Here is a 21846-nt window from a genome sequence, read left to right as displayed (position 1 = left end):
GATATGTTGGGGACCATGATTAGTGTTGGTCGGCGCTTCGGCGCAGCTTTTGTTTCAGGAATTGCCGTCGCTGGCACCGTCTACTTGGCAACAGGTTTGGCGTTCTTCACGGCGAATGGGGCATCGGCAACGAATCTGCCAGCTATTGCTGAGTACTTCTTGCCGATGGCACTGGTGCTTTTCGTGTTGTATTCGCTTGTTTCAGCCTTGGAGATTCACCGTTATTGGTTCACGGCAGCCGTTGTTGGCCTCGTGCTTGGTGTCGTCTCGGCCGTTGCTGGCACTGCGCTCGGCATCATTGCGACGGGAGCAGAACTGAATGCTGAAGCATTTACGTTCATTCTCGCGACGTTGATCGGCACGAACCTGATCTTCGTTGTCGTCACTATCATTGCGGCGATCACGGTGGGCCGCCGGGTCTGGAATGCCTTCACTGTGAGTGCCGTCCAGCCGACTCAGTTGATCGCTCTGGTTCGCGCACCGTCTTCGCGCATGGCCGAGGGCGAACTGACACACCTTGACCGGGTTCCGGTCGATGCTGACCTCGCTGACACCCAGTGGGAGGGCTATGTTGAGGCTCTTCGGGCCAACGGTTTCGAGACAATTGAGGTAGCCGCTGCCGATGAGCTCGCCGATTCCGTCTTCATTGAAGACACCGTGGTGATCTTCGGAGATGTCGCAGTGCTCACAAGCCCCGGCGCTGAAAGCCGTCAGGCCGAGATTGACGCAGTGCGGGCAAGCGTTTCCGCTTTGCCTCTCGAACTGCACGAGATCACTTCGCCTGGCACGCTCGATGGTGGTGACGTGCTCAAGGTCGGATCTACCGTGTACGTCGGTCGCGGTGGGCGAACGAATGCTGAGGGCATCCGTCAGCTTCGTGCTCTTGTTACTCCTCTTGGCTACACGGTGATCGCTGTTCCCGTAGAGAAGGTTCTTCACCTGAAGAGTGGTGTCACTGCTCTGCCTGATGGAACGGTGATCGGTTTCCCCGCCTTGGTCGACAATGTTGACCTTTACGATCGCTTCTTGGCAGTTCCCGAAGCTGAAGGTGCCGCTGTTGTTGTGCTGTCGGATGATGCTGTGCTCATGTCGTCGTCAGCACCCAAGACTGCGGCACTCATCGAAAGTCTCGGGTACCGCGTTGTCACGGTTGACGTTTCTGAGTTTGAGAAAATGGAAGGCTGCGTCACGTGCCTGTCGGTGCGCATTCGCTGATTTGAGCCAATTTCAGAAAATCGTGGTTTGACGATTGTGAATACGCTGCGGCAGGCATATCCTAAAAAGCTGTCTGCTTAGCGTCGACCCCGACAATCGCAGCGGTTCACGGTCGCAACCGACGCGACCCGCAGTAATCATGATCGCCCTGCGCGGCGATCCCTTCTCGTCAAGGAACCACGGTGTCACAACAGTCAGTCAAGCCCGAGCGCTCACAAGGCGTCGGCACCTTTGCGGCAATCCGCCGACTTTACCCCTATGTCAAACCGGCGATGCCGCACATTTATTTGGGGATGAGTGCTGCTCTTGCTGCGGGCATTGTCGCGTTGCTCATTCCCCAGGTGTTGCGTTCGCTCGTTGACGGTCCGCTGCAATCGGGGGACTCTTCGCAGATTTGGCCCGCGTTCCTCATTGTCTTGGGGCTGGGAATTGTCGAAGCGATCATGATCGCCCTGCGTCGATTCTTCGTGCTTACGCCGGGAACGCACGTTGAAGCCCGAATGCGCAACACTCTCTACATGACGCTGCAGCATCTGCCGGTGAGCTTCCACGACCGGTGGCCGAGTGGACAGCTGCTGTCGCGCGCTGTGAGCGATCTCAACCTCATCCGTCGGTGGCTTTCGTTCGGACTCGTGCTGCTCGTGGTTAACGTGCTCACGATCATCGTCGGGCTTATCTTCCTCGTCAACATTTCGTGGGTGCTTGGCGTGATCTTCATTGTCACGTCAATTCCGCTGTGGATTTACGGCTACGTCTTCGAAAAGAAGTACTCGATCGTGGCTCGCCGTAGTCAAGACCAAACCGGTGACTTGGCTACCGCTGTGGAGGAGTCAGTGCACGGCATCCGTGTATTGAAGGCCTTTGGGCGGGGCAATCACGCGCTGACTGGTTTCTCGGCGCAGGCCGAGAGTCTGCGGGGCACCGAGATTGAAAAGGCGCGCGCGATCGCGGGAATCTGGCTGTGGTTGCTTCTTGTTCCCGACGTGATGTTTGCGCTTGGTTTGCTTGGCGGCGTGTGGCTTGTCGTGCAGGGCAACATCTCTGCCGGCGACTTGGTCGCTTTCTTTGCCACAGCGACCGTCTTGCGTTTTCCTGTGGAGTCGATCGGCTTCCTGCTGTCAATGACCTTCGATACTCGCACGGCTGCCGACCGCTTCTTCGAAGTGATGGACTCGGAGAATCCCATCACCGACCCCGAGAATCCCGAAACGATCACGGAGAGCACGGGATTGCTCGAATTCACGAACGTGCACTTCCGGTACCCCGATTCGCCAGCGAACGTTCCCGACCTCATCAACGGAATCAATCTCCGTATCGAACCGGGGGAGACGATGGCCCTCGTTGGGCTCACTGGTTCAGGCAAGTCGACCATTACGGCGTTGACCACTCGTCTCTACGATGTCACCGAGGGCGCAATTACCATCGACGGAGTCGACATCCGAAACCTCACCCTCGTTGAGCTTCGCCGCCACCTAGCGATGGCTTTCGAAGACGCAACACTCTTCTCATCGAGTGTGCGAGAAAACGTACTGATGGGCCGCCCTGACTCGACAGAAGAAGAATTGCGGTCTGCACTCGACATTGCGCAGGCAGACTTCGTCTACAACCTGCCAGCAGGGCTAGACACGCTGGTCGGCGAGGAAGGGCTGAGTCTCTCGGGAGGTCAACGTCAACGCCTCGCACTGGCCAGAGCTGTGGCCGCGCAACCAGCAGTGCTTGTGCTCGACGATCCGCTATCGGCACTCGACGTCGATACCGAAGCGCTCGTCGAAGCGGCACTCCGCCGCGTATTGAGCTCAACAACCGGACTCATTGTTGCCCACCGGCCGTCAACCGTCATGCTCGCCGACCGCGTCGCTCTTCTCGAAGACGGCAAAGTCACCGCGGTCGGAAAACACTCAGACCTGCTGGCGACCAGCAGTCACTATCGGTACGTCATATCCAGTCTTGAAGAGGAAGAGCAGGAGGTGCGCTCATGAGTGTTCTCGGTACCTCTGGAGAAGAGCGCAACGACTACACGAAAGACGAGAGCCGCCAGATTCGGCAGCGCTCACTTCGACTACTCGGATCGTTGATCTCGCCGCTGCGCGCCCGCGTTATTCTGACGATGGCTGTTGTCGTCGTCAGCACGGCAGCGCAGGTAGCTGGCCCGGCGCTCATCGCTTTCGGTATTGACCGTGCCCTTCCGGCGCTCATCAATGGCAACAGCGTGCCGCTGGTTCTCACCGTTGCGGCTTACTTGATAACGGGTATCGCCGGCGCGACGATGATCGCCTGGTACACCGTGTTGAGTGCACGCGTGAGCCAAGCGATCCTTTTCGACCTGCGCAAGCGAGTGTTCCTGCACACTCAGCGATTGAGCCTTGAGTTTCACGAAAGCTACACCTCTGGGCGCATCATTGCGCGACAGACGAGCGACCTCGATGCGATTCGCGAACTGCTCGATTCGGGAATCAATCAGCTCGTGCAGGGTGCGCTGTACATGGTGTTCATTGCGATTGCGATGTTCTCCCTCGACTGGGTGAGTGGTGTGGTGTTGTTCTGCGCGCTCATCCCGCTCGCCTTCCTCACCCGCTGGTTCCAGTTGCGTTCGCAATTGCACTTCCGCGAAACCCGTACGGCCTCAGCCAAACTCATCGTGCAGTTTGTCGAGACGATGACGGGCATTCGTGCGGTGAAGGCCTTCCGCAAGGAGGAGCGCAACCGGGAACACTTCGGTGGGTTGGTGGAGAACTATCGGGATGCCAATGCCCGCGTCATCCAACTGTTCGGAATTTTCGATCCGGGTCTGGTTCTCATCGGAAACGTTGCTCTGGCGATGATCCTGCTGATCGGTGGCTTGCGCGTCTCGACGGGTGAGCTCGCGATTGGTGCCCTGCTTGGGGCGTTGCTCTATGCCCGGCAATTCTTTGCCCCGGCCCAAGAGATGGCGATGTTCTACAACTCGTACCAGTCGGCCGCGGCCGCGCTCGAAAAGATCTCTGGTGTTCTTGAAGAGCAGCCGAGCGTTGCTGACCCCACGACTCCGATTGATTTGCGCAAGGCAATCGGAACCGTGAAGTTCGACGGTGTTGAGTTTGCCTATAACTCCGACAAGGTGATTCTGCCCAAGTTCGATCTTGAGCTGCCCGCCGGTCAAACGGTGGCCATGGTGGGAACCACTGGTGCCGGAAAGTCGACCCTTGCCAAGCTGATTTCACGTTTCTACGACCCCAGCGAGGGCACCGTTTCTCTCGACGGTGTTGATCTGCGCAAGCTGCACCCCAAAGATCTGCGCCGCGCGATCGTGATGGTCACGCAAGAGGCGTATCTGTTCTCGGGAAACGTCGCAGACAATATTGCCCTCGGCAAGCCCGATGCCACTCGAGAAGAGATCATCAAGGCCGCTAAAGCGGTTGGTGCTCACGAGTTCATCGAAGCGCTACCCAACGGTTATGAAACTGACGTGAATAAGCGTGGTGGGCGAGTGAGCGCCGGGCAACGACAACTGTTGTCGTTCGCGCGAGCGTTCATTGCTGACCCGGTGGTGTTGATTCTGGATGAGGCAACGGCTTCACTTGATATTCCGAGTGAACGTCTCGTGCAGGCTGGCCTCCAGACGCTGCTCTCCGATCGCACGGCCATCATCATCGCCCACCGCCTCTCGACGGTGGCGATCGCTGACCGTGTTCTCGTCATGGAGCACGGCCGCATCGTCGAAGATGGCACTCCACAGGATCTGATCTCCGGAACTGGGCGCTTCGCGCAGTTGCACGCGGCCTGGCGTGACTCGCTCGTGTAGAGCGCTTTCGCAGTGAGCCCTAGTCGCCGCACCCCAGAGGGGAGGGCGGCGGCTAGGGCCGGAAGCGTGCCAGCCGCAGGTCAATGCGATAGCTGCCGTCTGGCATCCAGCTGAGCGGTGTTGATTCGGACTCATAGTGTTCGAGCGCGCGGTCCTCATGAGCGATCAGCGGATGCCCGCCCGAACGAATCACGCGCCACCACGCCACGTTTGAACCGTAGCGGGCCATCACGGTGCCAACGCCGCGCGCCGCGCGGGAGCCGATTGTCGCCGCAACATCGCCATAGGTCATCACGCGACCCTCAGGAATTGCCTCGACTACCGCAAGCACACGGCTCACGAAGTCGTCGTTGAGGGTGTTCACGAGATCGCTTCCTGATGTTGGGCGCTGCCGACTATGCGGTGCCACGTCCGCGAAAGCACTACGCGGGCACTACGAGGGGTCTAGAGGGTGTACTCGCCCAGCTTTTCGCCATATTGGGTTTCTCCAACGACCGTAAAGCCGACCTTGAGGAAGAACTTTTCGGGGCCGTCATCGCCCTCTTCCCAAATTGCCGTGACTCGATCGAAGCCACGACTGCGAGCCTCTTCGGCGAGAGCCTTCACCGCAAACCGGCCAACGCCTTCGCCCTGAGCATCACCGGAGACGCTAACCCGCCAGATGCAGCTGCGAAATTCTTCTTGCGAAGCGTTGGGGTCGAAGTTGCCGCGAATGAACCCAACGACCTTGTCTCCGTCAAGAACGACTCGGGGCCACGACGTCAGCGGATCGATGAAAGCATCCGCAATCGCGTACGAGGGCGGCGTGACGAATTGCTCTTGACCGCGACGTAGCGAGAGATTGTTGGCGGCAACAATGGTGTTTGCCGATAATTCTTCAAGTCGTAGCTCACCCATAGATACAGGCTAACCCGCGGTAGACAGATGCGCCAAGGTATCTCGATGTCGAGATACTTAAGAAAAAGAGTAAGCTGGTAGAGGCCACTAACTAAGGAGCAAAGCTTGTCCAAGATCAAGGTAGAAGGCACCGTCGTCGAACTCGACGGCGACGAAATGACGCGCATTATTTGGCACCGGATCAAGGAAACCCTGATCCATCCCTACGTTGACGTCAACCTCGAGTACTACGACCTCGGCATTGAAAGCCGCGACGCCACCGACGACCAGATCACCATTGATGCGGCTCACGCCATCCAAAAGCATGGTGTTGGCGTCAAGTGCGCAACCATTACCCCCGACGAAGCCCGCGTTGAAGAATTCGGCCTCAAGAAGATGTGGCGCAGCCCTAACGGCACCATCCGCAACATCCTTGGTGGCGTTATCTTCCGCGAGCCCATCATCATCTCGAACATCCCGCGTCTCGTTCCGGGCTGGAACAAGCCGATCATCATCGGCCGTCACGCCTTCGGCGACCAGTACCGTGCCACTGACTTCCGCTTCAAGGGCAAGGGAAAGCTGACCGTCGAGTTCGCTCCCGAAGATGGTTCAGAGCCCATGAAGTTTGAGGTCTACGACTCCCCGGGCGATGGAATCGCTCAGGTTCAGTACAACCTCGATGACTCGATCGTTGACTTCGCTCGTGCCAGCCTCAACTACGGCCTCACGCGCAACTACCCCGTGTACCTCTCGACGAAGAACACGATCCTCAAGGCCTACGACGGTCGCTTCAAGGACATCTTCGAGGAGATCTTCCAGACCGAGTTCAAGGACAAGTTCGAAGCTGCCGGCCTCACCTATGAGCACCGCCTCATCGACGACATGGTCGCTTCGGCCATGAAGTGGGAGGGCGGCTACGTCTGGGCTTGCAAGAACTATGACGGCGACGTACAGTCCGACACCGTAGCTCAAGGCTTCGGCTCGCTCGGCCTCATGACGTCCGTTCTGGCTACGCCAGACGGAAAGGTTGTTGAAGCAGAGGCAGCTCACGGAACAGTGACTCGTCATTACCGCCAGCACCAGCAGGGCAAGCCCACCTCCACTAACCCGATCGCTTCGATCTACGCGTGGACCCGTGGACTGGCTCACCGCGGTGTGCTCGACAACAACCAGGAGCTCATCGAGTTCGCTTCGACCCTGGAAGACGTTGTCATCAAGTCGGTAGAGGGCGGTCACATGACCAAGGACCTCGCACTGCTCGTCGGACCGGACCAGAAGTGGGAAACCACCGAAGAGTTCCTCGACACCCTCGACAAGAACCTCGCAACGCGCTTGGCGTAACCTGCCCGTCGCGCTAGCGCGACTCGCGTGGGTTGCTGCACCTCACTGAGGTCAGCTTGTTCATGAAGAGCCCGGAAGCTTCCGCTTCCGGGCTCTTTCGTTTAACTCCAAGGGAAGAAAAAACACAGGTCTCTCTGGATACGCTTGACCTCAGCCGCGACTTCTCCGCCCGCTCGCTCAGGGCTGGAGAGCGCGCCAATCGGTGCGGCGTAAGGAGACATCAATGACCATTGTTCTAGCAGGATGCGGCGACCTCGGTACAGAGGCCGGTCTTCGATTTGCGGCGTTGGGGCATCCGGTCATGGGATTGCGACGTTCGGTTGAAAAACTGCCCCCGGAGATCACTGGGCAATCAGTTGACCTGTCCGTGCAGGTTCCGACGCTGCCCTCAGACACCAGCGTGGTCATGATTGCGGTGAGCCCGGATGCGCGAACGCCAGACGGCTATCGTGCCACCTACGTCGAAAGCGTGCGCAACATTGCCGCCGCGATTCGAGCAGACTGTGCGGTTGCGCCGAGAGTGATCTACGTCTCCTCAACCGCCGTCTACGGCATCGAGGATGGTTCTTGGGTCGATGAGTCGACGCCGGCCGACCCGGTCTCGGGCACAGCATCCGTCTTGCGCGAAGCCGAATTGCTGCTGGCCGAGAGCGTCGAGAACTCCACCATTCTGCGACTGTCGGGAATCTATGGCCCCGGTCGCACGCGGCAGATTGACCGCATTCGCGAGGGCAGCGAAACGATGTCGCCAACGCCGCGGTTCACCAATCTGATTCATCGCGATGATGCCGCAGCAGCTATCGTGCACCTTGCCACCATGACGACATCACCCGACAGCCTCTACATCGGAGTGGACGATGAGCCAAGCGATCAACGCGAGATCATCGAATTCTTGGCTCGCAGCATCAGCCGCCCGGTGCCGCCGCTGAGCGCTGACGTAACGAGTGATGGCCGGGGGCAAGGCAAGCGGTGCCGCAATGATCTTCTGAGAGCCACGGGCTTCTCGTTCACTTACCCGAGCTACCGCGAAGGTTATACGGCCGTGCTGGCGGGAGCTGGCGTCCACCATCGCTAGCGTCCCAGAGAACTGGTCTAAGCTCTCCCGAGCACAACTAAGGGGGTTCGCGTGCCAACAGTCAAACGTTCTCGCTCATCCTCGCAGTCGGATGACGCGCTCATCGACACGGTGATCGGCGGCCGCTATCGCATCACAGAGCTGATCGGTCGCGGTGGAATGGCTTCGGTTTACCGCGCCCTCGACGAATCTCTTCCCCGAGAAGTTGCGCTCAAGCTGATGCTGCCAGGAATGGCCGATCCGGATGAGTTCCGCAGACAGCGCAACGAGGTCGAGACTCTCGCGGCTCTCAATCATCACGCCTTAGTGACCCTTTTCGACGCGGTAACGGAGCCGACTGACGTCGCAGATCGCGTGTTTCTTGTCATGGAGTTCGTGGATGGGCCCAACCTGCGTGAAGTGATGACAGCGCCCTTGCCGGCGCAACTGGTCGCGCATCTCGGCGCCGACATTGCCGAAGCGCTCCACTACATGCACGCTCGGGGAATCGTGCACCGGGATGTCAAACCCGCCAATATCTTGCTGGCGAGTTCAGAACTTCCTGACCGCCAGTTTCATTCAAAGCTTGCAGATTTCGGCATCGCTCGACTTGTTGACGGCGCCAAAATGACGTCGACGGGAACCATCATCGGTAGCGCGAGTTACCTCAGCCCTGAGCAAGCGCGAGGTAGTGAAGCGTTGGGGCCATCCGATGTCTATTCGCTCGGTCTCGTTTTGCACGAAGCGTTGACGGGCGAAGACGCCTTTCCGGGAACCGCAATCGAGACGATCGCTGCACGACTGAACACGTCACCACGGGTTTCGGATGCTCTCACCTCAGAGTGGCGAGACGTGCTCGTGAACATGACGGCTCTGGATGCTGAGCAGCGTCCGCTTCCGATGGACGTCGCGGTTGTACTGCGGGCGCTTGCCTTCTCGATGGAGGGCGTGCACACGATCGAAGTGGTGCCGACCCGTTCGCTCGTTCCGCCTCGAGATGAGGCGAATGAGGCAACAGAGCTCGAAACCGCGGAGCTCGCAGCCACAGAGCTCGCAGCTACCAAGGCATATACCCGCGTCGATACTCAAGCGACAGAGGCCTGGGCGGTGCCGGCGAGTTCGCCCACCTCGGTTTCTTCGCCATCGACGTCACCGGCAGCCACCTCCTCCTCTGCAGCGGCGCCGCCGAAACGAAAGTTTAGGCTCAAGCGTGAAAGCGTCAAGGCCTTCAGTATCGTCGCGGCTATCGTTCTTGTGCTGACTGTAGGAGCGGTCGCGTGGTCGAATACCCAGAATCAACCGGCTACCCAGTCAGATCCGCAATCCCCTAACTATCCGGCGGTTCCAGGGCCATTGGGAACCCATCTTCAACAGCTTCAAGAGAGTGTGGAGCCATGAATCTCTTAACGTTCCGGACCCCTCGGATCGCTGCTGCATGCGCGGCAGTTCTGCTCACCGTGTCATTGAGCGCGTGCGCGCCAACGTCGCCAGAATTTGATCTCGATGCGGCATCGCTGTTGCAATCATCGGTGGCGGACGTGACTGATGCGGCCGCGGCGGGTGATCCCGCTGCGGCGTTGGTCGCCCTCGATGTGCTCCAAGAGCAATTGAATGAAAACACCTCGACCGGTGCCATTGGGGCTGAGCGGAGTGCTCGAATTCAAGCCTCACTCGATCTTGTGCGCGCAGACCTAACTGCGGCGTTGCCTGCTCCGACACCCACCGCGGAACCGTCGAACGACAACGGCAACGGCAAAGACGACAAGGGCAACAAAGACGACAAGAAGGACGACAAGGGCAACAAGAACGGCTAACTGCCCCTGTTTCACGGGAGTGGCGATGCGCGATAGCAACTCGCGCTCTCATTCAACGTTCGGCTAGCACTCGGGTGGCGTGGAGACTCGCTGCATACGGTCGAAGGGCAGCACAATTGCGCAACCGTGGACGAATTGGAGACACCATGTCATCTCACGACCATGCAACAGCAGACCAACTCGACGCCATCCGATCCATCATGAAGAGCACGCGAATCGCGATGCTGACCACGGCCGAAGCTGGCGGCGCCCTGCACAGTCACCCGATGACAGTGCAGGAAGCGGACTTCAACGGAGACTGCTGGTTCCTTGCCTCCGAGAATGCGGATGCTGTGCAGCAGCTTGAGGCACACCCGCACGTCAACGTTTCATATTCCGGCTCCTCGCAGTGGCTCTCGCTCGCAGGCTCAGCTGAGGTCGTTCGTGATCAGGCGAAGAAGGCGGAACTCTGGCACACGTTTACCGATGTGTGGTTCGAGGGCGGCGAGACCGATCCTTCGGTTGTTCTCATCCACGTCAAGGGAGATTCAGCGCAGTACTGGGAGAGCCCAGGCAAGGTCGCGACCCTCGTCGGGGTGCTAGCCGCAAAGATTTCTGGGGATGAGCCTCGCACCGGCTCGTCTGAGTCAGTCGCCGTCTAGCGGTCTTCTGAGGAGGGCGCCCCTCAGCCGTCACCGCTAAGGGCAGGCTGTGCTCGCTGGCCGAATGCGGCGAATGAGAGTACAACGAGGGCATGCCAACTATTCGCGCGGCAGTGCGCCGCTACCCGCTCGTCGCGCTCACAGTCGTGGTCGGCGTGGTGGGACTCGCGCTTAACTGGACTCCAGCATCCGGCATCGTTCCGTGGCTGCTTTCCCTCTACGCACTTGTGATTGCTGCTCGCGAGGCAGTTTTCATGGTTCGAAAGTTCATGCGTGGGCAGTTTGGTCTCGATGTGCTCGCGGTCACGGCGATCGTGGCGACAGCAGTTGTCGGCGAGTATTGGGCGAGTCTCGTCATCGTACTGATGCTCACGGGCGGGGAAGCGCTCGAAGACTTTGCGGCGGGGCGGGCGAAGCGAGAACTCAACGCGTTACTGAACCGGGTGCCTCAGACAGCACACCAGGTGACTGAGTCAGGCGACATCATCGACATTGCTGCCACTGAGGTCGAGGTGGGCGACCGACTCGTCGTTCGCCCCTCAGAGATTGTGCCAGTGGATGCTGTGCTCGTTTCTGCCACCACTTCCGTCGATGAGTCATCGTTGACGGGCGAGAGCATGCCCGTCGACAAGGTCGCAGGCGATGTGCTCTTGAGCGGATCGGTGAATGGGCGAGAAGCTGTCACGGTGCAGGCGAGCGCACGGGCATCCGACAGCCAATATCAGCGAATCGTCGAACTCGTCACCGAAGCGACGCAAAGCAAAGCGCCGATCGTGCGTCTTGCCGATCGGTACGCCGTGCCCTTCACTCTCGTATCGATTGCCTTGGGTGCGATCGCGTGGTGGATCTCGGGCGACCCCGTCCGGTTCGCCGAAGTTCTCGTGGTGGCGACGCCGTGCCCGCTGCTGATCGCTGCCCCCGTTGCATTCATGGCGGGGATGTCGAGCGCGTCGACCTATGGCGTCGTGGTGAAAAATGCCGGAACGCTCGAGATTCTGTCCCGGGCAAAAACGGTTGTCTTTGACAAAACTGGCACCCTCACGAGCGGTCATCCTGTTGTCGTAGAGGTGCGTCCGGCGGGCACGTTAAGTGCCGACGAACTGCTCGCCCTGGTAGCAGCAGCCGAGCAGTATTCTTCGCACGTGCTTGCGGCATCCCTTGTCGACGCCGCAAAGGAGCGGGGGCTCGCTCTAGCGGAGGTTGTGGATGCTCGCGAGGTCGCCACGCATGGAGTGCAAGCGCGCATCGGGTCGAGCGTTATTACCGTCGGCAAACCAGCGTTTGTTGCAGGACACGCTCCCGGGCTCACGCGCGTGGAATTGCAGAGCGGTGAAGCGGCGGTCTATATCGGGATCGATCAGGAATATGCGGGGGCGATCATTCTGCGCGATGCCGTGCGGCCGGAAGCAGCGCGTACTCTGACCGAACTGCGGGCGCTGGGCATCCAGAACACGTTGATGCTCACCGGCGATGTAGAGCAAACGGCGCGCAAAGTCGCAGACGAGCTGCAGATCAGCGAACTGCATGCCGAGTGCTTGCCGCACGACAAAGTGCGCATCGTGCAGGCGACGAGTCCTCGCCCCGTCGTAATGGTGGGCGACGGCGTGAATGACGCGCCCGTGCTCGGCGCCGCCGATGTGGGAATCGCAATGGGAGCGAAAGGGTCGACCGCGGCGAGTGAATCGGCCGACGTCGTGCTTCTGGTCGATGACCTTTACCGGGTCGTTTCGGCAATCGAAGTCAGCCAGCGCACGGTGCACATTGCGCTGCAGAGCATCTGGATTGGTATTGCTATCAGCATCGGCCTCATGCTGTTCGCTATGACAGGGGCGCTACCCGCTGTGGTCGGAGCGGGACTACAAGAGGTGGTGGATCTGGTGACGATTCTCAACGCCTTGCGCGCGCTCGGCCTCAAACGTGAGATGCCTGCCACCCGAACAGCGACGAGTAAGAGCGTGACGTCGGCTCGCTAATACCCCGAGAAATAGTCAGTGTGGATGCGCCGAGCGCCGTTGCCGGGCAACGCAGCCTTGAGATCATTCACGAGGGCGGGTGGGCCGGAAAGGTAGACGCGGCGATCGCTCAAATCGGGAACAAGTTTTGCGAGGGTTGCCCCGTTGACGCGTCCGGGCCCGCCGTGCTCCCACCCGGTGGGAAGTGCAGTGGCTGCTTGGGGTCCAAAGACCAGAACACGCACTCCCACCTCGGTCAGCAATTGCGCAAACGGCAGTTGCCCGATCTGTGACGAGGCATACACGACGACGACATCACGGCCTTCGTCTTGACGATGAGCGTGGGCAAGCTGGCTCGCGAAGGGAGTTATTCCTATGCCGCCAGCGACGAGAAGGAGGGGTTCGGCAGTATCCCGGGGCAAGACAAAGTCTCCCCAAATTCCGGTTGCGTTGATTTGTGATCCCCGCGGGAGGCCGAGGAGTGCAGCCTTGAAGCTGCTCGCATTTTCTGGTGCGGTGAAAGTGACAGACAGCGTCGCCCCGGCATCCGGAGCAGACGAAATAGTGAAGTAGCGGCGAACCCCACGGAAATCTGCTCTGGCGTGCGGAAGAGACAACTCGATGTATTGACCGGCACGGAACGTAATGGGGCGGTGCGGGGCAAAGGTGAGTTCCCACGTGCCTGGGGCGATCTGTTCGGTCTCAGTGAGCGTCATCCGGATGGTGCGGCGCTGGGTGAAGAAAAACGCAACGAGATTGCCGATGAGGAGGGCAAGCAGCGGGTCGCTGTAGAGCGGGCCGATCGAGAACGGGATGGCGAAAAGCAGGGCCACGAGCACGGCAAGGCTGAGTCGTTGCCACCGTCGTGGCGGCAGGGTGAGGGGTTCGCTCAGCATGAATCCGACAAAGAAAATGAGTTGAGACGACGCGAAGGTGAAGCTGAGCGCGTCAATGATTGTTCCGCCGCCCGCGAGCGTGAGGCCTATGCGAATACTTGCCGCGATGACGACGAACACGAGTCCCAAATCAAGCCGCTGAGTGCGATACAGAATCAGAAACGCGGCAACAACGATGAGAGGTTGAAGCAGTGGTGTGCCGACCCACCAGGTGGGGAATCCCAGTGGGGCAAAGATGAAAACGTAGGCGCCAATCGCTGCGGGGTTAAAGATATGGCGCCCACGGAATGCGATGAGAAATTTGGATGCGCCGGCGATGGTCGACGCGAGCGCTATTCCCACCAGACCAGCCGGTTCAAGACTCGGCGCCATGATGAAGAAGACAAGTAACCCGGTGATTAGCGACGATTCGATATGAGCTCGTTGCCGCACGATTCTGGCGCCAATCCAGCTCGCGCCGTAGCTGAAGGCGACGGCGACGGGCAGGCTGGCAAGCAGAGCGAACGGGTCAGGGGAGACAAGATCGAAGAACGACAGCGCGATACCGGCCACTGCGATGACCACGAGGGACATGACCACGATTTTGTACATCGCAATGGCGCCGAGAGTGTGATCGAGCCAACGTTTCATAAGAACAATTCTCCGTTGAGGTTTGGCGAGTAATCTACTCGTCCGTTTGACAACATCCGCACCCAGTGGAAGTCGAACTCGTGGGCCAAAGTTTTCGGTTCGGCGAAGAACAGTGCGGTTGCAAGCCCGTCGGCCTCTAGCGCTGTGGCGGCAATGGCCCACGTAGCAATAACCCGATCGGTCGGCTGGCCTGTGCGGGCATCAAGGATGTGGTGGAGCCCCGCCCACGCTCGCCGGTTCGGGGCTGACGCGCAAATTGCTTGATTCTGTATCGACACTACGCCGATGGCTTTGCTGGTGTCGAGTGGATGCTCAAGCGCGACCCGGAGTGGCGTCTCGCCGCGGTGCAGGATGTCTCCACTCGCATCCACCGTCGAGGCGCTGATGCCGTGTTCGCGCAGTTCAGCGGCGACGAGATCCACGAGATAGCCCTTGCCTGCCGCGCCGACGTCAAGCACGGCGGGGGTGAGGGTAGTGAGTTCGGTGCCGTTCCAGTTGAGGGCTTCGTTCCATTCGGGAATGCGGGTGCGTGTTGCGGTGGGTCGTAGGGAGTAGGTGCGGTCGTAGCCGAGTTCTTCGAGCGCCCGTCCGACGAGGGGACTCATTGCCCCGTTGGTGGCGTCGTAAAGCCGACGGTAGAGCTCAAACAGCGGTGGTGCATCCGCGGGAAAAGGGTAGTTGCCGGGAGTGCGCGCGATTGTGCTGACGAGAGAATCGTCACGAAAGCGCGAATAGGTGCGGTCGAAGCGGTCGATGCGTGCGTGCACGGCCGTTTCGACCTCAGCGTTCAGCGGCTGGGTCGTATCGATCTGCCAGGGCGCGCCGATGGCATCGAACTGTTTACTCGGCGAGGGCGTCTGCCTTGATTGCCTCGACCGCATTGTTGAAGCCACCGCTCGTAAGCGACGACCCCGCTACTTTATCTACGGAGAGTTCGTCGATGTTTTTGCCGACAACTTCATCTGCGATGCCCCCGATGAATTCGCCCTGGAATTGCTTGGAGTTGGGGCTCTCGCCGAATCCGACAACGGTTACGTCGGTGATGACGTTGCTGGCAAGCGTGAGGGTGACCTCGACTTGCTCGGCACCATTCGGTGAAGTGTAGTCGCCGGTTTCGGTGTAGGTGCCGTCGGCGTAGTCACCGTTGGTCGCGGGGGTTGCGCCTTCGGTAACGGAAGCGTCTGTTCCTGTGGCGGGGGAGGAGCACGCGGAGAGCGCTCCCACCAGCGTGACACCGGCAAAGAGTGCGGCGGCGGTCTTGTTGTCGGTGAGGCTTCGCATGGGGCTCCCAGAGATCGTCGAGAGTTCAGTATGCCCGAGCAAGCCTGTTGAGAGGCTGGTGTTCTTCTGAGAGGTGTGTTCGCGTTCGCGCGAGCGATTGATAACAATTCTGTCGCGAGGGTTGCGGATCTTTAGTTCGTAAAGTTTACTAACAAACATGACAATGGGGTTCACGAACGGAAAAGCACTACGGCCAACGGCAAAAGTGCTGCCGGAGCACGCGCGAAATCACAACCGATCGCTCGTGATCCAGACCCTCTACCGGCAAGGTGAACTCAGCCGCGCAGACATCTCTCGCGAGACCGGACTCACTCGTGTGACCATCTCCGACCTAGTCGCCGAACTCATCGTCGACGGGCTCATCATCGAAACTGGGCAACGTGAAGGCAGCCGACCAGGCAAGCCAGCAACAATGCTCGAGCTCAACTCTGAAGCATTCGACATCGTCGGCATAGACCTCAGCGACTACAGCACCTTCCGTGGTGCCGTCATGGACCTCCACGGCGCCATCCTGCACCGTCACGAAATTCCCCTCGCCGACAGCAGCGGGGCGGATGCCACGGCCAAAGTTATTTCGCTCGTTGAGGCATTGCTCGCCCACGTTACGCGCCCCGTGCTCGGTATCGGTGTCGGATCACCCGGAATAGTCGACCTCGCCGGTGTTGTGCTGAGCGCCCCCAACCTCGGCTGGAACGACCTGCCGTTGCAAAGCATGCTCACCGAACAATTCGGTCTCCCCGTCGTCGTTGCCAACGACGCCAACGTCGCGGCGCTCGCCGAACACAGCTTCGGCAGTGCAGCAAGCGACACGATGCTCGTCAAAGTCGGCCACGGTGTCGGCGCCGGGCTGCTGCTCGGCGGCATCCCTCTCTTTGGGAGCACTTTCGCTGCCGGCGAGATCGGGCACGTTGTTGTCGGCACCGATGACGGCATGGAATGTGCGTGTGGCAAGACCGGATGTTTGGAGACGTGGTTGGCGGCACCGCGACTCGATGCGGCTCTGGAGACGGCATCCGGTGACGAAGCTCGGAACACAGTTTTGGCAGAAGCAGGGCAACGCCTCGGCATTGCGCTGGCCCCTGTCGTCGGCGCTCTCAATCTCTCGGAGATTGTGTTGAGCGGACCGACCTCACTGCTTGAGGGTGCGCTTAAAGAAGCCACCGTCGAGACACTCCGCGCGCGAACGATGGCCAAATTCCACGGCGATCTCACCGTACGGATGACAGCGCTCGGAGAGGACATTGTCATGCGCGGCGCAGCCGTCATGGTTCTCTCCGCGCAACTCGGAGTCTCATAGTTGGACTCTATGCACCACGAGGTGTCCAGTTGTCCGCTGGCACCATCGCCCTAGGAAAGGAAACATAGTGAGGAAACTCAGCATCGCGGCGCTTGGCGTCGTGGCAGCGTTGACGCTGGCAAGTTGTTCAGCGGGTGACAGCGGCAGCGGCGAAGACGCCACCGCCGATTTGCGCGTGTGGTTGGTGGGAACGGATACGCCCCAAGAGGCCCGTGACTACTTGATTGATACTTTCGAGTCGGAGAATCCCGGTTCTACTCTCACTATCGAAGAACAGGCGTGGGGCGGTCTCGTTGACCTTCTCACGACGAATCTTTCTGGCAGTGATAGCCCCGACCTCGTTGAGGTCGGCAACACTCAAGCAGCAGCATTCACGTCGGCGGGCGCATTCCTCGACATCACGGGTGATTATGACGCTTTCGGCGGCGACGATCTCCTTCCCGGTTTCGTTGAGGCCGGTTCGTACGATGGCAAGTTCTACGCTGCTCCGCTCTACTCGGGGTCGCGACTTGTCTTCTATAAGAAGGATGCTCTGGCTGCAGCCGGTCTCAGCGTTCCGACAACACTCGACGAGTACGTCAGCAATGGTGAAGCACTGGCCGAAGCCAATCCGGGTGCATCCGGAATCTGGTGGCCAGGTCAAGACTGGTACAACGCTCTTCCCTTCATCTGGGAGAACGGCGGCGAAGTTGCCACGTTCGATGGCGGCAACTGGAAGTCGCAGTTCTCGTCGGCCGAATCCATCGCTGGCCTTGAGCAGGTTCAAGAGGTTATGACGAAGGCGTCGCGCGCTCCCAAGGACGCCAATGAAACCAACCCGCAGGTTGGTTTCTGTGAGGGAACGACGTTGCAGCTGTCGGCTCCGAGCTGGGTGAAGTGGTCGATTTTGGCTCCGCTCGACGCCGAGACCCCCGGTTGCCCCGATGAGGAAACAAACCTTGGCGTCTATGCAATGCCAGGTAAAGACGGTGGCGCAGCGCAGGTCTTTGCCGGTGGATCGAACATTGCCGTTTCGGCGAATTCAGCGCACCCCGAACTCGCCAAGAAGGCTTTGGCGATCATTCTGAGCGACGAGTTCCAGTCAATCTACGGCGCCAATGGGCTCGTGCCAGCAAAGCTATCGCTGGCAGACACCCTCGGAACGGATGAGGTAGCTGTGGCAATCTCTGAAGCCGCCGGTGCCGCCCGATTGACACCAGCATCGCCCAAGTGGGCAGACGTTGAAGCTTCGGGTGCACTCACCGACTTCTTTGTTCAGATTGCTCAGGGTGGCGATGTGTCATCACTCGCAAAGGATCTCGACGCGAAGATTGACAGCATTCTCAACGGTTAGTCAGCCCGGCCGGAAACGGCACAGGCTCCAGCAAAAGGGTGCTCGGCTCGGTCGCGCATGATCGGGTCGAGCACCCATTTCGTTGCCATCGCCCTAGGAAAAGGTTCGAGGCACAGTCCAATAATATCCGGGAGCTCTTATGTCACCGAACCCCACCCTTGATGTCGCTCCGGGCGATGTCGACGGTGATCGCCTCGTTGCTCCATCGCAGCCGGGCAGTCAGCGTGCGGTAAAGAAGCCACGCGCGCAGTTCACCCCCTACTCTTTGCTCATTCCGGCGACGGCCGTTCTCGCTGCCGTGATCGGCTGGCCGCTGATCCAACTCGTGATCATGTCGTTTCAGGAGTTCGGGCGCGCGCAGGTGTTTGGCGCACCGTCACCATTCATAGGATTCGACAACTACGTTGAGGTCCTGACCGATCAGGCATTTTGGTTGGTCATGTTCCGCAGCTTTGCCTTTGCTGCGGTGTGTGTTGTCAGCACCATGGTCATGGGCACGCTCATTGCCCTATTGATGTCGGCCCTCGGCAAGGTCATGCGGCTTATTCTCTCCATCGGGCTGCTTCTGGCCTGGGCGATGCCAGCCTTGACCGCCACCATTGTGTGGGGGTGGATGTTCGACACCGGTTATGGAGTGGTGAATTACGTTCTCACTCACTGGTTTGGTCTTGACTACATCGGTCATTCGTGGCTGATTGAGCCACTCAGTTTCTTTTTCGTGGCGGCGCTCATCGTGATCTGGGGAGCAATCCCGTTCGTAGTGTTCACGGTGTATGCCGGACTAACGCAGGTGCCCGACGAAGTTCTTGAGGCCTCACAGTTGGATGGCGCGGGGCCTGTGCAGCGCTTCAGGCTAATCATTTTCCCGTACCTGCGTTCCATCTTCCTTGTGGTTTTCATCCTGCAAATCATTTGGGATCTTCGAGTCTTCACTCAGATTTTCGCTCTGCAGGGAATCGGCGGCATCAAAGAACAGACGTCCACTTTGGGCGTCTACATCTACCAAAACTCGCTCGGAACTGGGGAGTACGGCACCGGTGGTGCGATTGCGGTCATCACCGTAATCGTCATTACCGCGATTTCGTTCTACTACGTCCGCCAGAGCATCAAGGAGGAAGAGCTGTGAGTGTCTCAACAGCATCACGGGCGACGCCAGCAGCGAAGCCACGGGCGAAAGCCCCCGTTCGCGCAGGTTTGGTCTCGCGGCGAGTCACCAAGGTTGTCTTGAGCGCCATTGCGGCGGTCGTCACCGCATTCTCGATCTTTCCCGTCTATTGGATGGTGCAAACCTCATTTCAGCCCAATAACGAGATCCTCGGCTCTGAGGTTAACTTTTGGCCAGAGAATTTCACGCTGCGCAACTACGAAACGGTGTTGTTTGATACGACGCGTTCGCAGTTCATGCCGGCTCTGGGCAATTCTGTTGTCGTAACGGTGTCGACTGTGATCATTGCGCTCGTTTTCGCGTTCTTGGCGTCGCTTGCGGTCACTCGGTTTCGGTTCAAAAGTCGTAAGGGCTTCATCCTGACAATCTTGATCGTGCAGATGATTCCGGCAGAGGCGATGATCGTGTCGACCTATCGAGTTCTTGATAGCTGGTCGCTCCTCAACACGATCATGGGCCTCACGATTGTGTATGTTGCTACGGTCTTGCCCTTCACTATCTGGACTTTGCGAGGCTTCGTAAACGGGGTTCCTGTCGAGCTTGAAGAGGCAGCAATGATCGATGGGCTGTCCAGGTCGGGGGCTTTTTGGAGAATCACTCTGCCGTTGCTCGCGCCGGGCCTCGTTGCTACCGGTGTCTTCGGATTCATCCAGGCGTGGAACGAGTTCTTGCTCGCCCTTGTCGTGAACTCTCGACCAGAGATGATGACCCTTCCGGTGTGGTTGCGCACGTTCCAAATCGCAAACGGCACCACTAACTGGGCGGCGATCATGGCCGGCTCAACCTTGATGGCAATCCCCGTCATCATCTTTTTCTTGATCGTTCAGGGTCGGATGACGAGCGGTCTCGTTTCGGGGGCGGTGAAGGGGTGACTGGGCTCTACAAAGTCGGTGTCGATATCGGCGGAACCAAAACGGATGCCGTCGCGATCGACGAACAGGGAGCGATTGCCGGGCAAGTTCGGGTTCGTTCCGGTATCGGGCCTGACGCGCTCGTCGCATCCACTGTTCTGGCGCTCGAGGAGTTGGCCAGTCGTGTGGGGGTGAGCATGATTGATTTCACGAGCATTGGAATTGGCATTCCGGGAACCGTGGTGGATGGTCGTGTCTCGCACGCGGTGAATCTGGCCATTGATGGTCTCGACCTTGGAGCAGAACTGGATTCGCGACTTGGACGCAGTGTGAGCATCGATAACGATGTCAACGCTGCAGCGCTCGGCGCATTTCATCTCTTGGAGACTGATTCGAGTCACTCAATGGCGTTCCTCAACTTGGGCACCGGTCTCGCCGCTGGACTCGTGCTTGGCGGAAAATTGTGGCGTGGTTCTCGCGGTGCTGCGGGCGAGATCGGGCATGTGCCGATCGATCCGAATGGGCTTGAGTGTCGGTGTGGTCAGCGTGGGTGCCTCGAAACTGCAGCCTCAGGGTCGGGCGTGGCGCGCATGTGGCCCACTGACTCTGATCAGCCGACAACGGCTCTCTTTGAGGCTGCGGCATCCGGGGACTCTGCAGCGATCGCTGTTCGCACTCGACTGGTCGAGAGCGTGGCTTCCGCCGTGCGCATGCTCGTTTTGACGATTGATGTGGATTCGGTTGTGCTTGGCGGCGGGGTGAGTACGCTCACCGACTTGCTTGATGATGTGCGTGCAGTGCTTGCGCGTTGGGAGAAAAGTTCGCCGTTCCTCGCCTCCATCGGGTTGGGTGGACGGGTGCACGGGTTGCCGCAGGGGTTCCCTGCCGCGGCGGTCGGTGCTGCAATGGTGAGTAGCGAGAAGGTAGCGAATTGGCAGAAGTAGTAATTGTTGACTCGAAGCAGGCGGCAGGCGAGGTTGCCGCAGATCTGATTGAGGCGCTCGTGCGCCGGGTTCCGGATGCCGTCCTCGGCTTAGCGACGGGATCGACGCCCTTGACGACGTGGTCTGCTCTCGCGGCTCGCGGTCTTGATCTGTCTGCTGTGCGGGGGTTTGCTCTCGATGAATATGTTGGATTGCCTGCTGGGCATCCCGAAAGCTACCGCTCGGTAATCACGCGCGAAGTGGTTGAGCCGCTCGGGTTGACGCCCGCGCTCGTGCAGGTGCCGGCCGAGAGCGGGCCTATCGAGACTGCGGGTGACGATTATGAGCGGGCGATTGTGGCAGCGGGTGGTGTCGATTTGCAGATTTTGGGCATCGGTTCGACGGGCCATATTGGGTTCAACGAGCCGGGGTCGTCCTTTGCCTCGCTTACCCGTGTGAAGACGCTGACGAAACAGACCCGTCTCGATAACGCGCGCTTTTTCGATTCTCCAGATGATGTTCCTACACACTGTGTCACTCAGGGGCTCGGTACGATCCAGCGCGCTAGGCACCTGGTGTTGTTGGCGTTTGGTGAGGCGAAGGCTGCAGCGCTCGCGGGGGCTGTTGAGGGTCCGGTAACGGCGAGCCTTCCGGGGTCGGCAATTCAGTTGCACTCCACTGTCACCGTGATTGTGGATGAGGCTGCGGCATCCGAGTTGAAGTTTGCTGAGTATTATCGCTATTCGTGGGACAACCGACTCGATTGGGAACGGCTGCACTAGAGCACTCGGGTTTT

General features: G+C 59.4%; 20 protein-coding genes. 15 read left to right on the top strand and 5 right to left on the bottom strand.

The annotated features are described in order from the left end of the window. The first annotated feature begins 15 nt into the window (after positions 1-15). From ddaH to AC1ENN_RS11490, 3 genes are all read left to right on the top strand, one after another. Complete coding sequence (ddaH, locus tag AC1ENN_RS11500) at positions 16-1215, top strand: dimethylargininase (RefSeq protein ID WP_480406095.1); 1200 nt, start codon at positions 16-18, stop codon at positions 1213-1215. A gap of 272 nt (positions 1216-1487) precedes the next feature. Beyond that, on the top strand, positions 1488-3194 hold the full coding sequence (locus tag AC1ENN_RS11495) for an ABC transporter ATP-binding protein (protein WP_449648199.1): 1707 nt from the start codon (positions 1488-1490) through the stop codon (positions 3192-3194). Continuing rightward, a complete protein-coding gene (locus AC1ENN_RS11490; protein WP_480406094.1) occupies positions 3191-4996 on the top strand; it encodes an ABC transporter ATP-binding protein in 1806 nt (601 codons plus the stop codon). Before AC1ENN_RS11495 ends, AC1ENN_RS11490 begins: the two co-directional genes overlap by 4 nt. A gap of 52 nt (positions 4997-5048) precedes the next feature. Here AC1ENN_RS11490 and AC1ENN_RS11485 read toward each other — a convergent pair whose 3' ends face one another. Beyond that, on the bottom strand, positions 5049-5360 hold the full coding sequence (locus AC1ENN_RS11485; protein ID WP_449647383.1) for an MGMT family protein: 312 nt from the start codon (positions 5358-5360) through the stop codon (positions 5049-5051). A gap of 80 nt (positions 5361-5440) precedes the next feature. After that, positions 5441-5893 (bottom strand): GNAT family N-acetyltransferase, encoded by a 453-nt coding sequence (locus tag AC1ENN_RS11480; protein ID WP_449647382.1) that lies wholly within the window; start codon positions 5891-5893, stop codon positions 5441-5443. 105 nt (positions 5894-5998) lie between these two features. Here AC1ENN_RS11480 and AC1ENN_RS11475 point away from each other — a divergent pair, with 105 nt between their 5' ends. The 6 genes from AC1ENN_RS11475 to AC1ENN_RS11450 all read left to right on the top strand — a co-directional run bounded on the left by AC1ENN_RS11475 (position 5999) and on the right by AC1ENN_RS11450 (position 12695). Continuing rightward, complete coding sequence (locus AC1ENN_RS11475; protein WP_480391246.1) at positions 5999-7213, top strand: NADP-dependent isocitrate dehydrogenase; 1215 nt, start codon at positions 5999-6001, stop codon at positions 7211-7213. A gap of 223 nt (positions 7214-7436) precedes the next feature. Continuing rightward, entirely contained in the window at positions 7437-8288 is an 852-nt protein-coding gene (locus AC1ENN_RS11470) for an SDR family oxidoreductase (RefSeq protein ID WP_480391245.1), read from the top strand. 51 nt (positions 8289-8339) lie between these two features. After that, positions 8340-9665 carry a serine/threonine-protein kinase gene (locus AC1ENN_RS11465; RefSeq protein ID WP_480391244.1) on the top strand — a complete coding sequence of 442 codons (1326 nt, stop codon included), beginning with the start codon at positions 8340-8342 and terminating at the stop codon, positions 9663-9665. After that, positions 9662-10081 (top strand): hypothetical protein, encoded by a 420-nt coding sequence (locus AC1ENN_RS11460; protein ID WP_480391243.1) that lies wholly within the window; start codon positions 9662-9664, stop codon positions 10079-10081. Before AC1ENN_RS11465 ends, AC1ENN_RS11460 begins: the two co-directional genes overlap by 4 nt. Positions 10082-10227: 146 nt before the next feature. Continuing rightward, positions 10228-10722, top strand: a complete 495-nt coding sequence (locus AC1ENN_RS11455; protein WP_480406093.1) for a pyridoxamine 5'-phosphate oxidase family protein — start codon at positions 10228-10230, stop codon at positions 10720-10722. A gap of 92 nt (positions 10723-10814) precedes the next feature. Then, complete coding sequence (locus tag AC1ENN_RS11450) at positions 10815-12695, top strand: heavy metal translocating P-type ATPase (RefSeq protein WP_480391241.1); 1881 nt, start codon at positions 10815-10817, stop codon at positions 12693-12695. On the opposite strand, the gene AC1ENN_RS11445 is transcribed toward AC1ENN_RS11450, so the two are convergent. The 3 genes from AC1ENN_RS11445 to AC1ENN_RS11435 are packed head-to-tail and all read right to left on the bottom strand — an operon-like array spanning position 12692 to position 15481. Then, entirely contained in the window at positions 12692-14200 is a 1509-nt protein-coding gene (locus tag AC1ENN_RS11445; protein WP_480406092.1) for an FAD-dependent oxidoreductase, read from the bottom strand. The two genes, AC1ENN_RS11450 and AC1ENN_RS11445, sit on opposite strands and share 4 nt — an antisense overlap. Then, complete coding sequence (locus AC1ENN_RS11440; RefSeq protein WP_449647376.1) at positions 14197-15081, bottom strand: FAD:protein FMN transferase; 885 nt, start codon at positions 15079-15081, stop codon at positions 14197-14199. The genes AC1ENN_RS11445 and AC1ENN_RS11440 overlap by 4 nt, the downstream gene beginning before the upstream one ends. Further along, positions 15041-15481 carry an FMN-binding protein gene (locus AC1ENN_RS11435; RefSeq protein ID WP_480406091.1) on the bottom strand — a complete coding sequence of 147 codons (441 nt, stop codon included), beginning with the start codon at positions 15479-15481 and terminating at the stop codon, positions 15041-15043. The genes AC1ENN_RS11440 and AC1ENN_RS11435 overlap by 41 nt, the downstream gene beginning before the upstream one ends. Positions 15482-15644: 163 nt before the next feature. On the opposite strand from AC1ENN_RS11435, the gene AC1ENN_RS11430 reads away from it, so the two are divergent. The 6 genes from AC1ENN_RS11430 (at position 15645) to AC1ENN_RS11405 (ending at position 21832) form a co-directional block, all read left to right on the top strand. Further along, the gene (locus AC1ENN_RS11430) at positions 15645-16778 is read left to right on the top strand and encodes an ROK family transcriptional regulator (protein ID WP_480406090.1); all 1134 of its coding nucleotides are present in this window, start codon (positions 15645-15647) and stop codon (positions 16776-16778) included. A 67-nt stretch (positions 16779-16845) separates the two neighbouring features. Beyond that, on the top strand, positions 16846-18111 hold the full coding sequence (locus AC1ENN_RS11425) for an extracellular solute-binding protein (RefSeq protein WP_449647374.1): 1266 nt from the start codon (positions 16846-16848) through the stop codon (positions 18109-18111). A 139-nt stretch (positions 18112-18250) separates the two neighbouring features. Beyond that, complete coding sequence (locus AC1ENN_RS11420) at positions 18251-19237, top strand: carbohydrate ABC transporter permease (protein ID WP_449647373.1); 987 nt, start codon at positions 18251-18253, stop codon at positions 19235-19237. After that, on the top strand, positions 19234-20148 hold the full coding sequence (locus tag AC1ENN_RS11415; protein ID WP_449647372.1) for a carbohydrate ABC transporter permease: 915 nt from the start codon (positions 19234-19236) through the stop codon (positions 20146-20148). The genes AC1ENN_RS11420 and AC1ENN_RS11415 overlap by 4 nt, the downstream gene beginning before the upstream one ends. Beyond that, a complete protein-coding gene (locus tag AC1ENN_RS11410; RefSeq protein WP_449647371.1) occupies positions 20145-21071 on the top strand; it encodes an ROK family protein in 927 nt (308 codons plus the stop codon). Before AC1ENN_RS11415 ends, AC1ENN_RS11410 begins: the two co-directional genes overlap by 4 nt. Further along, on the top strand, positions 21059-21832 hold the full coding sequence (locus AC1ENN_RS11405; RefSeq protein ID WP_480406089.1) for a glucosamine-6-phosphate deaminase: 774 nt from the start codon (positions 21059-21061) through the stop codon (positions 21830-21832). The genes AC1ENN_RS11410 and AC1ENN_RS11405 overlap by 13 nt, the downstream gene beginning before the upstream one ends. The last annotated feature ends 14 nt before the right edge of the window (positions 21833-21846 follow it).

The organism is Rhodoglobus sp. G.S.23, from assembly GCF_056675935.1.
The sequence above is the reverse complement of the archived record's forward strand: the minus strand, read 5'-3'. Positions and strand labels throughout refer to the sequence as shown.

Coding starts and splice junctions, on each gene's coding strand:
- ddaH (WP_480406095.1), top strand. CDS start 16: ATGATTAGTGTTGGTCGGCGCTTCGGCGCAGCTTTTGTTTCAGGAATT.
- AC1ENN_RS11495 (WP_449648199.1), top strand. CDS start 1,488: ATGCCGCACATTTATTTGGGGATGAGTGCTGCTCTTGCTGCGGGCATT.
- AC1ENN_RS11490 (WP_480406094.1), top strand. CDS start 3,191: ATGAGTGTTCTCGGTACCTCTGGAGAAGAGCGCAACGACTACACGAAA.
- AC1ENN_RS11480 (WP_449647382.1), bottom strand. CDS start 5,893: ATGGGTGAGCTACGACTTGAAGAATTATCGGCAAACACCATTGTTGCC.
- AC1ENN_RS11470 (WP_480391245.1), top strand. CDS start 7,437: ATGACCATTGTTCTAGCAGGATGCGGCGACCTCGGTACAGAGGCCGGT.
- AC1ENN_RS11460 (WP_480391243.1), top strand. CDS start 9,662: ATGAATCTCTTAACGTTCCGGACCCCTCGGATCGCTGCTGCATGCGCG.
- AC1ENN_RS11455 (WP_480406093.1), top strand. CDS start 10,228: ATGTCATCTCACGACCATGCAACAGCAGACCAACTCGACGCCATCCGA.
- AC1ENN_RS11450 (WP_480391241.1), top strand. CDS start 10,815: ATGCCAACTATTCGCGCGGCAGTGCGCCGCTACCCGCTCGTCGCGCTC.
- AC1ENN_RS11445 (WP_480406092.1), bottom strand. CDS start 14,200: ATGAAACGTTGGCTCGATCACACTCTCGGCGCCATTGCGATGTACAAA.
- AC1ENN_RS11440 (WP_449647376.1), bottom strand. CDS start 15,081: ATGCGGTCGAGGCAATCAAGGCAGACGCCCTCGCCGAGTAAACAGTTC.
- AC1ENN_RS11435 (WP_480406091.1), bottom strand. CDS start 15,481: ATGCGAAGCCTCACCGACAACAAGACCGCCGCCGCACTCTTTGCCGGT.
- AC1ENN_RS11430 (WP_480406090.1), top strand. CDS start 15,645: ATGGGGTTCACGAACGGAAAAGCACTACGGCCAACGGCAAAAGTGCTG.
- AC1ENN_RS11420 (WP_449647373.1), top strand. CDS start 18,251: ATGTCACCGAACCCCACCCTTGATGTCGCTCCGGGCGATGTCGACGGT.